At 69.7% G+C, this 10,948-nt stretch carries 10 protein-coding genes; 4 read left to right on the top strand and 6 right to left on the bottom strand.

The features are described from left to right. Window positions 1-14: 14 nt before the first annotated feature. Window positions 15-185, bottom strand: a complete 171-nt coding sequence (locus tag ACFPN9_RS06290) for a hypothetical protein (RefSeq protein WP_156446600.1) — start codon at window positions 183-185, stop codon at window positions 15-17. Between the two features lie 154 nt (window positions 186-339). On the opposite strand from ACFPN9_RS06290, the gene ACFPN9_RS06285 reads away from it, so the two are divergent. Then, a complete protein-coding gene (locus ACFPN9_RS06285) occupies window positions 340-1,956 on the top strand; it encodes an AMP-binding protein (protein ID WP_082735166.1) in 1,617 nt (538 codons plus the stop codon). Here the strand turns inward: ACFPN9_RS06285 and ACFPN9_RS06280 are convergent. From ACFPN9_RS06280 to ACFPN9_RS06265, 4 genes are all read right to left on the bottom strand, one after another. After that, window positions 1,928-3,088 carry a GNAT family N-acetyltransferase gene (locus tag ACFPN9_RS06280; RefSeq protein ID WP_066722859.1) on the bottom strand — a complete coding sequence of 387 codons (1,161 nt, stop codon included), beginning with the start codon at window positions 3,086-3,088 and terminating at the stop codon, window positions 1,928-1,930. The two genes, ACFPN9_RS06285 and ACFPN9_RS06280, sit on opposite strands and share 29 nt — an antisense overlap. A gap of 122 nt (window positions 3,089-3,210) precedes the next feature. Next, the gene (locus tag ACFPN9_RS06275) at window positions 3,211-4,380 is read right to left on the bottom strand and encodes a CobW family GTP-binding protein (RefSeq protein ID WP_082737667.1); all 1,170 of its coding nucleotides are present in this window, start codon (window positions 4,378-4,380) and stop codon (window positions 3,211-3,213) included. Window positions 4,381-4,407: 27 nt separating this feature from the next. Continuing rightward, the gene (locus tag ACFPN9_RS06270) at window positions 4,408-5,310 is read right to left on the bottom strand and encodes a DMT family transporter (protein ID WP_156446601.1); all 903 of its coding nucleotides are present in this window, start codon (window positions 5,308-5,310) and stop codon (window positions 4,408-4,410) included. A 10-nt stretch (window positions 5,311-5,320) separates the two neighbouring features. Continuing rightward, window positions 5,321-6,904, bottom strand: coding sequence for a D-alanyl-D-alanine carboxypeptidase family protein (locus ACFPN9_RS06265; protein ID WP_066722867.1), 1,584 nt, complete (start codon window positions 6,902-6,904; stop codon window positions 5,321-5,323). A 192-nt stretch (window positions 6,905-7,096) separates the two neighbouring features. Between ACFPN9_RS06265 and ACFPN9_RS06260 the strand changes: the two genes are divergently transcribed. The 3 genes from ACFPN9_RS06260 to ACFPN9_RS06250 all read left to right on the top strand — a co-directional run bounded on the left by ACFPN9_RS06260 (window position 7,097) and on the right by ACFPN9_RS06250 (window position 10,544). Beyond that, complete coding sequence (locus ACFPN9_RS06260; protein WP_066722870.1) at window positions 7,097-7,999, top strand: DMT family transporter; 903 nt, start codon at window positions 7,097-7,099, stop codon at window positions 7,997-7,999. A gap of 141 nt (window positions 8,000-8,140) precedes the next feature. Beyond that, window positions 8,141-9,310, top strand: a complete 1,170-nt coding sequence (locus tag ACFPN9_RS06255) for an acetyl-CoA acetyltransferase (protein WP_066722872.1) — start codon at window positions 8,141-8,143, stop codon at window positions 9,308-9,310. Between the two features lie 40 nt (window positions 9,311-9,350). Further along, window positions 9,351-10,544 carry an MFS transporter gene (locus tag ACFPN9_RS06250; RefSeq protein WP_197426669.1) on the top strand — a complete coding sequence of 398 codons (1,194 nt, stop codon included), beginning with the start codon at window positions 9,351-9,353 and terminating at the stop codon, window positions 10,542-10,544. Between the two features lie 26 nt (window positions 10,545-10,570). Here ACFPN9_RS06250 and ACFPN9_RS06245 read toward each other — a convergent pair whose 3' ends face one another. Beyond that, window positions 10,571-10,843 (bottom strand): BolA family protein, encoded by a 273-nt coding sequence (locus ACFPN9_RS06245; protein ID WP_377815938.1) that lies wholly within the window; start codon window positions 10,841-10,843, stop codon window positions 10,571-10,573. Between the last annotated feature and the right edge of the window lie 105 nt (window positions 10,844-10,948).

The raw sequence follows: 10,948 nt of genomic DNA, 5'->3' as shown, positions 1-10,948 counted from the left end.
GGGTGGCTCAGGCTTCAGTCGCCTCCGCCGCCACCATCCCCGCCGTCGCCGTCGTCGTTGCGCGAGAGCCAGCCTCCGTCACCACTCGTCGGCGCCTCTCCCGCGCGCGCGGCGCGGCGGATCAGGGCGATGACCGCGATCAGCGGAACGGCCATGATCACCAGATAAGCGGCGGCATCCTGCATCGTTCGGCCTCGTCTCGCCCGGCGCCCCCGCGCCATGCGTCCAGCGGAGCCTGCCATGACGCGACCGGGATGGCGAGGCCGCTTGTCGTAGGGGCAGGGTGACAGCGCCGCTGCGCCTGCCTATTTTGCCGCCTCCCTCCGGACCATCGACTTGATCCTTCCAGATTTTCGCGACCATGAGGCGCTGCGCCGCGCCTTCCGCTGGCAGATCCCGCCCCGCTACAACATCGCCGAGGATGTCTGCGACCGCTGGGCGGCGCTGGACCCCGACCGCACCGCGATCATCGAGGTGTCGCGGGACTGGCAGGTCGCCCCGGTCAGTTTCGGCGCGCTGCGTGACGCTTCGATGCGGCTGGCGAGTGCTTTGGCGGCCCGCGGCGTGCGCCGCGGCGACCGGATCGCGATCCTGCTGCCGCAGGGCCGCAGCGTCCTCACCGCCCATCTCGCGGCCTATCGCCTCGGCGCCATCGCCGTGCCGCTGGCGGCCCTCTTCGGCGTCGACGCACTCGCCTATCGGCTGACGGATTCCGGCGCGAAGGTTCTCGTCACCGATGCAGCGGGGTTCGCCAAGACCCGGCAGATCGCCCACCCCCTGCCCGACCTCGCACTGACGGTCTCGGTCGATGGCGCCGATGGCGGCGCACTCGACTGGCACGCTTTGCTCGCGCAGGCTGCGCCGGACTTCGCGACGGTGCCCACCGGCCCCGATGATCCGGCCTTGATGATCTACACCTCCGGCACCACCGGAAATCCGAAGGGCGCGCTGCACGGCCACCGCGTCCTGCCCGGTCATCTGCCGGGCGTGCAGATGCCGCATGAATTCCTGCCGCAGCAAGGCGACCTGGCCTGGACGCCGGCCGACTGGGCCTGGGCCGGCGGCCTGCTCAACATGCTGCTGCCGGCGCTGCATTTCGGCGTCGCGGTCGTGGCGCGGCCCGTGACGCGCTTCGAGCCGGAGGAGGCCTTCCGCCTGATGGCCGATCTGCGGATCCGCAACGCCTTCGTGCCGCCGACGGCGCTGCGGATGCTGCGCAGCGTCGAGCGGCCGCGCGAGCGTTTCGCGCTGAATCTGCGCACGGTCGCGGCTGCAGGCGAGGCGCTCGGCGCGGAGACACTGGCCTGGGGCCGCGAGGCGCTGGGGCTGGCCATCAACGAGGCCTATGGCCAGACCGAGTGCAATCTCGTCCTCGCCTCCTGCGCCGCCATCGGCGTCAGCCGTCCGGGCTTCATCGGCAAGGCGGTACCGGGGCACGAGGTCGCGATCATCCGGCCCGACGGGTCCGTCTGCGCACCCGACGAGCAGGGCGAGATCGCGGTGAGGCGGCCCGACCCGGTGATGTTCCTGGGCTATTGGGGCAACGAGGCCGCGACGCAGGCCAAATTCACCGGCACCTGGATGAAGACCGGCGACCAGGCGGTCCAGGATGCGGAGGGCTATGTCCGCTTCGTCGGCCGCGACGACGACGTCATCACCTCCTCGGGCTATCGAATCGGCCCGGGCGAGATCGAGGACTGCCTGCTCCGGCACGACGCGGTTGCGCTCGCCGCCGTCGTCGGCAAGCCGGACCCGCTGCGCACCGAGATCGTCAAGGCCTTCGTTGTGCTCAGGGAGGGACTGCGCGGCACGCCCGAACTCGCGGCCGAACTGCAGGATTTCGTCCGCCGCAGGCTGTCCGCCCATGAATACCCGCGCGAGATCGCCTTCCGCGACGAGTTGCCGATGACGACGACGGGCAAGATCGTCAGGCGGCTCCTGCGCGCGGAGGCTTGAGCCCGCCACCGCCGCCGCGCGGCAACCGCGACAGGGACCGCCTGATCGCCTCCCGCGCACGGCCGGCGAGATCCCGCGGCGTCGTCCTCGCGCCGCTCGCAAGATGCAGATCGGCAAGGGAGAGGCCGCCCTCTCCCTCCCAGGCGAGATCAGCCGGCAGGATGATCCGCCGCGCCGGCATCGCGCGCCTCATGGCCGCGAGCAGCGCGTGCAGCGGCTGCCAGTGCGCCTCGGCCTCGTTCTCCACGGCGAGATAGAGCCAGCTGTGCGCGCCGCGCCCGATGAGAACGGCCCCGGCGAGAGGGATCTCCTCCCGCATCAGCAGGCCGACGCGGCACTGCCGGCCGCGGGCGAGATAGCGCGTCATGGCGCGCAGAAAGCCGACCTCGCGCGTGTCGTGCAGCGTCGCGGCACCGGCGCGCCCACGCGCCCCCGAGGCTTCCAGTGCCAGAATGATCTCGACCGCGTCCCGAAGATCGGCCTGCGCGCGCGGCTCGACGAGCTTCACTCCGGCAGGATTGTCCGGCGCATGCGCCGAGATGACCGTCCTCGGCATGCCGCCAGCCGGCAGGACCGTTCCGGAGAGAGCAACACGCCGATCGCCCCCGGCCACTTCCTGGAGGGTCGCGGCCAGGGGCCCGTCTCGATCGATAGCCCGCAGCACGAGTCCCTGCCCGTCAATCAGGCGCTGCCGGCGTGGCGAGAGGAGCGTGTCGATGACCGCCGCAGCCCGTTGTCGGTCGATGAGCGGCACCCCCGAGGCGATGCGCCGGTCCGAGAGCCCAATCAACGCATCGGGCAGGAAAAAACCATGGCGGGGAAAGACCGGGACGAAGCCGAGCAGGCGCCGCTGCGGGCCCTCCGCGGTTCCCTGCCAGGCGAGGAGCACCGTGACGTCCCGGAACGCGACGAGATGCTGCGCGGCCGCGAGCAGGAAGCCTGGCTCGAAGAAGGGGTTGGGCTCGAGGGCGCGTGCAGCCAGATGCGACCAGGCCTCGACGATGTCGCCGCAGGACGAGAGCGGCCTGGCCTCGATGACAACGGGCTGGTCCGGCTGATGCGGCGCCATCGACGCCGCCTTGCCCTCCACGCCCGCGGCGGGCGCGCCCTTCAACGCCATGACCCGATCCATGCGATCTGCCTCCGCCGCGCTGGGTCGATCTGGGGCGGGGCTGTGCCGAATCGGCAAGGTCCAGCGCCGTCCGCGATCGTTCGGGAGGGTCGCTTCAAGATCGGGGCCGCACGGCCCCAGCTTCAGCCGCCGGCGGCTGCTGTCTGGCCCGCCTGGCCGAGGAAGGCGGCCCAGAGCCGCTGCACGACACTCTCCTCGATGTCCTTGACGATCACCACGAGACGCGAGCGGCGGTCTGCATCGGGCCAGGCCTCGAGGATCACCGGCGGATGCAGGATCTGCTGGACGGCATGCAGCAGCAACGGCTGGTCGGGGTGCTCGGCGACCTTCACCAGCCCCTTCATGCGCAGAAGCTTCGGCCCATGGACGGAGCGCAGCAGCGTCCAGAACAGGTCCACCGTCGCCTGCGGGATCGGATTCTCCGCCGTCAGCGCGAAGGCGCGGATGCTGGCGTCATGCCGGTTGACGTCGTGGTGATGGTGATGGTGATGGTGATCGTGATCGTGATCATGGCTGTGATGATCATGGCTGTGATCGTGGCCGCAGTGGTCATGATGATGTCCGTGACCGTGATGGCCATGACCGTGATCATGCTGCGGCCGCTCGCCCGGCAGGGTTTCGCGGGCCAGCCACTGGCCGATCTCGGCCGGGCGCAGCGCCAGGTCGTAGAGGCCGGCGCCAAAGAGCGAACGCGCCGCCGCCTGCGGGCCGAGCACCGCGACACCGGGGTTGAGCAGAGCCAAGCGCTGCCGCAGCGAAGCCAGTTCGGCCGGGTGCTCGACCAGTTCGGTCTTGGTCAGCACGAGGCGGTCCGCCGCGACGACCTGCTTGCGCGCCTCCTCATGGGCGTCAAGCGTCGCCATGCCATTGACCGCATCGACAAGCGTCACCACCCCGTCGAGCCGGAAGCGCATGGCGAGATAGGGGTGGTTGATCAGCACGTTGAGGATCGGCGCCGGGTCGGCGAGTCCCGTCGTCTCGATCACGACCCGGTTGAACGGGCTGATGCGGCCATTGTCCCGCCGTCGCAGCAGATCTTCCATCGTCACGATCAGGTCGTCGCGGATCGTGCAGCACAGGCAGCCGGAATCGAGCAGGATCATACCGTCCTCGACACCCTGGATCAGCAGGTGGTCGAGCCCGACCTCACCGAACTCGTTGACGATGACGACGGTCTGCGCGAGCGCGGGATCTTTCAGCAGGCGGTTGAGCAGGGTCGTCTTTCCGGCCCCCAGAAACCCGGTCAGCAGGGTCAGCGGCAACGGCTCGGGACAGGTTTGCGGAGAAGACATGACGACGGCACTCGCCTCGGGCGGGGTTCAGGCCGGCGCCACCGGGCGCCGCCTATGTTCTAATGTTACATTAATGACCAGCGTCGCCACGACAAGGGCGCAGCCGAGATATTGCAGCGGCCCCAGCCGCTCGCCGATGACTATGGCTGCGATCAGCACGGCGCAGACCGGCTCGGCGCAGAAGGCGAGCCCGGCTGCCCCCGGCGAGATCCGCGTCATCGCGGCCACCTGCAAGAGGAAGCCGATGAGATAGCCGCCGATGGTCACCGCCGCGGCGAGCGGGGCCAATGCAAAGGCCGCCGGCGACTGGAACCCGCCGGTGATGGCCAGGATCAGCGCGGTCACGGGCAGGATGAGCAGGTGCGACCAGAACAGCCGGGCCGCGAGCGGTGTCTGCGCCAGCGCGGCACCGGCGAAGAACTGGGTCGCGGCGCCGAGGCTCGCCAGTATCGCCAACACCAGTCCGCGCGGATCGAGCCCATGAAAATCCGGCCCCACCACGAGGGCGACACCGACGAAGGCCGCGCAAGCCGCGAGCAGCCGTTCGAGCCGGAAGGGAGTGCGGGTGACGAAGGGCTCGGCCAGCACGATCAGCACCGGATAGGTGAAGAACACCACGGCCGCGACCGTGACCGGCAGGAAGGCGACGGATGAGAGATAGGCCGAGCCGACCAGCGAACTCATCACGCCGAAGAGCAGGAGCGCCCGCCGCTCCCCGCGCGGAACCGAGAGCGACGAGCGCCAGATCAGCAGCCCCAGTCCCACCAGTGCCAGCATGATGAAGACGCGATAGAAGACCAGCAGGGGCCCGCTCAGCCCAGCTTGGCCGGCGATCTGCGCGCTGACGATGTTGGTGCCATAGGCAGCCGCCGCCACCAGCGCCATCGCCATGCCCTGCCGTCGGGCGGTTTCGACCCCCGCAGCGCTCAAGACGTCATGCTCAGGCGTCGTTGTTGGGCTTGGGCTTGGGCTTGGCTGGCGGCCTGGCCGGTTGCGGCTTGGCCGACGCCTGCGCGGGCTTGGCGGCCGCGGGCTTGGCCGAGGCGGTGGCGGGGGTGGCCTTGCCGGAGGGCTTCACCAGCAGCGGTTTCGCCGGTGGGCGCGGCAGTGGCTTGATGCCGGAGGCCGCACCCGCGCGCAGGCTGGCCGGCGCCGCGGCGCCGGGCTGGATCGCACCCTGCAGCCGCATCGGGCCGCCGGCCTGCGAGGGCTGCGCCGTTTCCGGGTCGCTCGGCGCAAAGGCGGTCGTGGCCCCGGGGATCGCGCCATTGCTCGAGGGCGTACGTCCGCGATCGGCGAAGAGCCCGCTGCCCTGAGCCCCGAACAGGCTGGCCGAAACCGGCGCCGAAGGCGAGATCACGGGCGACCCGCCGCGCGCGACACGGCTGTCGCCACCGCCCGTGACATTGGCCGCCAGCGGCGCGCTGGCCGAGGCCGGCGTGCGACCGAAGGCGACCGGAACCGGAATGGTTTCCGCTCGCGGGCCGAGCGAGATCTTGCCGGAGGGCAGGCGCGTCAGGACGGAGGAAGGGCTGCCGACGGCCGGCGCAGAGGCGGTGGCGAAGCGTCCGCCATCATCGGCATTGCCGCCGACGCCGCTGGCCGGGGCCGCGATCGGACCCGCGCTGTCGGCGTCGTCGGCGAGGGCGACCCCGCCACCCCTGCTCTGCACATCGCCGCAGATGCTGGTCGCGCGCCCCCCCTGCGACGGCAGCGACGCGACGGTATATCCGCCTCCGCCCCATTTCGAGAAGCCGTCATCCAGCAACTGCGCCGCCTTGATCGTGCGCTCGGTGCCCGACAGCGCGCCCAGCACGACGGCGATCAGCGTGCGCCCGCCACGGGTCGCCGTCGCGACGACATTGAAACCCGAGGCGCAGACATAGCCGGTCTTCATGCCGCCGATCCCGGGATAGCGGCCGACGAGCCCGTTGGTGTTGTTCAGCACCTGCTTGCCCAGCTGCACGGCAGGCGTGTTCCAGTAATCCGCATAGTCCGGAAATTCGCGCATCAGCGCCATGGCGAGGATGGCGAGATCGCGCGCGCTGGTCTGCTGGTCAGGATGGTGCCAGCCATTGGGATTGACGAAATGGCTGTCGCGCATGCCGAGCCGTGCGGCTTCCGCGTTCATCATCGCGACGAAGCGCTCGACATCGCCGCCGACGCCCTCGGCGATCACATAGGCGATGTCGTTGGCCGACTTCACCATCATGATCCGCAGGGCGTTGTCGAGCGTCACCTCCTGGCCGGCCTTGATGTAGACCTTCACCCGCGGCTGGCTCGCGGCCAGCTTCGAGGCCGGGATCGCGGTCTCCAGCCCGAGGCGCCCCTCCCGCACCGCCTTCAGCGCGAGATAGGCGGTCATCATCTTGGTGGTCGAGGCCGGGTGCCAGGGCTGCCCCGCATTTTCCGCCGAGAGCACCGCGCCGCTGGCGGCATCGATCACGAGGCTGGTGCCGGCATGGGCCGGTCCGACCAGCACGGAACCGAAGACGAGGGCGGCGGTGAGGCGGGAGACGATCATCGGGCGGGTCTTGAACCTGGCTTGACGAGGGTTGAAGGCAAGAGGGTTCAACGCGACGCGTGCGGCATTTTCGAGACGGCCGGCACGATGTCCCGCCCTGGCACGCATACCTACCCCCAGCGGAGCGATTTGCCTAGCCGCCGCAGAGGGTTCACTACAGCTCAGCCATACCTCGCCCCCCGGACCTTCCGCGTGAGCTTCGCCCTTCTCTGGATTCCCGCGACAATCGCGGCGTCGCTGCTGCAGACCGCCCGCAACCTGACCCAGCGCTCGCTGACCGACATCATCGGCGTCGTCGGCGCGACGCAGGTGCGCTTCCTGTTCGGCCTGCCCTTCGCGCTGCTGTTTCTGGCCATTGTCTGTGCCGTGGCAGGGCGGCTGCCGCCTGCCGTCGGCGGAACGTCCCTGGCCTACACCATTGCCGGCGCCCTCACCCAGATCGCGGCCACGGCCCTGATGCTGGCGGCGATGCGTGAGCGCTCATTCGCCGTGACGACCGCCTATACCAAGACCGAGCCCGTCCAGGTCGCGATCTTCGGCGCGCTGCTGCTCGGCGACGCGCTGACGCCGCTGAAGTTCCTGGCGGTTCTGATCGCCACCGCCGGCGTCGTCGTGGTGTCCTGGAAGCCGGGCGAGAAGCTGACCCGCGCCGGGCTTCGCCCCGCATTGCTCGGCGTCGGCGCCGGCGCCTTCTTCGCGCTCTCGGCGATCGGCTATCGCGGCGCCATCCAGGCCTTGCCGGAAGGCGGCTTCTTCCTCCGCGCGACCACCATCCTGGCGCTCGGCCTGTTCCTCCAGACGCTGGTGCTGACGCTCTACATGCTGGCCGCAAACCGCCCGGCCCTGATCTCCAGTCTGCGCAATTGGCGCAAGTCGCTCTCGGCCGGGTTCCTCGGCGCGGCGGCTTCCCAATGCTGGTTCATCGGCTTCTCGCTGACGAGCGCCGCCAATGTCCGCACGCTCGCCCTGATCGAGGTGCCGCTGGCGCAGATCGCCTCGCGGCGCATCTTCGCCGAGGGCACCAGCCGACGCGAAATGGCGGGGATGGCGATGATCGTAGGCGGTGTCGCGCTGCTCCTCTCCATCGCCCTTTAGGCGTCCTCGTTCCGCATTGTGGTCCCTCTTTCCATGCACGCCGGAAATGCGCGCCTGCCCGCTTGCGAGGTGCGGGCGTCAAGCGCACATGAGACGGTAAAGTCGGCCAACGCCTGAAGAATGTCGGCAGGGAGAGAAGTCATGAGCGCTGCGATCGTCGGTTGGGCCCATACGCCGTTCGGCAAGCAGGATGCGGAGACGATCGAGAGCCTGATCGTTCGGGTGACGACCGATGCGCTGGTCGATGCCGGCATCACCGCCGACCAGGTCGACGAGATCGTGCTCGGCCATTTCAACGCCGGTTTCTCGGCGCAGGACTTCACCGCCTCGCTCGTGCTCCAGGCCGACCCGGCGCTGCGCTTCAAGCCCGCCACCCGCGTCGAGAACGCCTGCGCGACCGGCTCCGCCGCCGTGCAGCAGGGCGTGCGCGCGATCAAGGCCGGCGCGGCGAAGATCGTGCTCGTCGTCGGCGTCGAGCAGATGACCACGACGCCGGGACCCGAGATCGGCAAGAACCTGCTCAAGGCGTCCTATCTTCCCGAGGAAGGTGGCACCCAGGGCGGCTTCGCCGGCGTGTTCGGCGGCATTGCCGCCGCCTATTTCCAGCGCCATGGCGACCAGTCCGACGCGCTGGCGATGATCGCCGCAAAGAACCACAAAAACGGCGTCGACAATCCTTACGCTCAGATGCGCAAGGACCTCGGCTTCGCCTTCTGCCGCGAGGAGAGCGAGAAGAACCCTTACGTCGCCGGCCCGCTGAAGCGCACCGATTGCTCGCTGGTGTCGGACGGCGCGGCCGCGCTCGTGCTGGCCGACGAGGAGACGGCGTTGACCATGCGCCGCGCCGTCGGCTTCCGTGGCACGGCCCATGTCCAGGATTTTCTCCCCGTTTCCAAGCGCGACATCCTGCGCTTCGAGGGCGCGACGCGCGCCTGGCAGCAGGCGCTGGCGCAGGCCGGGGTCACGCTCGACGACCTCTCCTTCGTCGAGACGCATGACTGCTTCACCATCGCCGAGCTGCTCGAATACGAGGCGATGGGTCTGACCAAGGAAGGCGACGGCGCCCGCGCCATCAAGGAGGGCTGGACGCAGAAGGACGGCAAGCTGCCGGTCAACGTGTCCGGCGGCCTGAAGGCCAAGGGCCACCCGATCGGCGCCACCGGCGTCTCCATGCATGTGCTCAGCGCCATGCAGCTTGTCGGCGAAGCGCCGGAAGGCATGCAGCTGAAGGATGCCCGGCTCGGCGGCATCTTCAACATGGGCGGTTCGGCGGTGGCGAACTACGTCTCGGTGCTCGAGCGGATCAAGTGATCCGCTCGAGGCCCGCCGGAATTCAGAGGCTGGTCGGCCGTTGATCGTCTTCTTCGCGCTGCTGCCAGCCTACTTCCTGTCGATCTTCTACCGGTCGTTCCTGAGCGTGATCGCCCAGCCGGTGATGAGCGATCTCGCGATCGGCGCGGGCGAATTCGGTCTGCTCGGTGCGGCCTGGTTCACCACCTTCGCAATCGCGCAGTTCCCGATCGGCTGGGCGCTCGACCGGCTCGGGCCCCGCCGCACGGTGACCGCCGCCATGGCGGTGGGCAGCGCCGGCGCCTTTCTGTTCGCGCAGGCGACCGGCGCCGTGTCGGGCACGCTCGCCATGGCTCTGATCGGCATCGGCTGCGCACCGATTTTCATGGCGAGCCTGTTCCTTTTCGCGCGCACCGCCGAACCCGGCCGCTTCGCCTTCCTGACCTCGGTCTTCATCGGCCTCGGCTCTCTCGGCAACCTCGTCGGCGCCGCGCCGCTTGCGATCGCCGCCGCGCGGTTCGGCTGGCGCCCCTCGATGCTGGTCATGGCAGGTTGCTTCCTGCTCGCCACCGCGCTGGCCGCGCTGCTGATCCGCGACCCTGCCCGCGCCGAGAGCGCATCGGGCAAGGCGGAAGGCCTCCTCACCGGCCTCGCCAGCATCCTGAAGCTGCGTCCGCTCTGGCTGCTCGCGCCGATCACGCTGACGGCCTATGCGATCCTGGCGACCGCACGCGGCCTCTGGGTCGGCCCCTATATGGCGTCCATCCACGGCTTCGACGCCGTCTCGGCCGGCAACGCCGCGACCGCGATGGCCGTCACGATGGTGGCCGGCGCCTTCATCTATGGCGGCCTCGAAAAGGCGCTCGGGCGGGTCAAGCCGCTGGTATTCTGGGGCACGCTGGGTACGGCAGGCTGCTTCGCGCTGCTGGCGGCCTTCGGCGCGGGCTCGTCGCTGCTCGCGGTCGCCCTCTTCGCCCTGATCGGCGCCGTCGGCTTCACCTATGCCATCCTGATGGCCCATGCGCGCCTGTTCTTCCCGGCCCATCTGCTCGGGCGCGGCATGACGGCGGTCAACTTCCTCTTCATCGCGGGAGCGGCCCTGGCCCAGTCGGGCTCCGGCTGGTTCATCGCCAGCCAGCGCGCCGCCGGCCTCGACGCAGCCACGACCTTCGCCCATCTCCACTGGGCCTTCGCGGGGCTCCTGCTGGCTTCGGCGGCGATCTACGCCTTCACGCCGGAGCGGCCGAAAGTCTGAGCGCCGAGTCTCCCGAGAGGGAGCCGTCAGCCCTCGCCCGGCGCGCGCGCCACGATCGCCAGCGCATGGACCCGCTCGGCGAGTTCCTGCGCCAGGGCGGCGTTGACCAGCCTGTGACGATCGAGCCGGCTCTTGCCGGCGAAGGCCTGCGACACGATATCGACCCTGAAATGGGTTTCGCCGCCTTCGCGCCAGCCCCCATGGCCCTGATGCTGGTGCGACTCGTCGATCACGTTGAGCCGCTCCGGCGACAGCGCCGCCTCGAGCTTGGCGGCGATCCGTTCGGCCATTCCGGTCATGATCGCGCCACCCTTCTGAACGAGTCCGTCGGGCTTTCGCCCTCTGTTCGTGCCCGTGCCGTCAAGCCCCGCAGATGCATGCTGCGTCGCACTTGCCGGTTCGCT

Origin of the sequence: Allobosea massiliensis (genome assembly GCF_042655245.1) — a bacterium.
Taxonomy (GTDB): Bacteria; Pseudomonadota; Alphaproteobacteria; order Rhizobiales; family Beijerinckiaceae; genus Allobosea; species Allobosea massiliensis.
This window is presented reverse-complemented; position numbering and strand designations above follow the sequence as displayed.

Coding starts and splice junctions, on each gene's coding strand:
- ACFPN9_RS06290 (WP_156446600.1), bottom strand. CDS start 185: ATGCAGGATGCCGCCGCTTATCTGGTGATCATGGCCGTTCCGCTGATC.
- ACFPN9_RS06280 (WP_066722859.1), bottom strand. CDS start 3,088: ATGGATCGGGTCATGGCGTTGAAGGGCGCGCCCGCCGCGGGCGTGGAG.
- ACFPN9_RS06275 (WP_082737667.1), bottom strand. CDS start 4,380: ATGTCTTCTCCGCAAACCTGTCCCGAGCCGTTGCCGCTGACCCTGCTG.
- ACFPN9_RS06265 (WP_066722867.1), bottom strand. CDS start 6,904: ATGATCGTCTCCCGCCTCACCGCCGCCCTCGTCTTCGGTTCCGTGCTG.
- ACFPN9_RS06255 (WP_066722872.1), top strand. CDS start 8,141: ATGAGCGCTGCGATCGTCGGTTGGGCCCATACGCCGTTCGGCAAGCAG.
- ACFPN9_RS06245 (WP_377815938.1), bottom strand. CDS start 10,843: ATGACCGGAATGGCCGAACGGATCGCCGCCAAGCTCGAGGCGGCGCTG.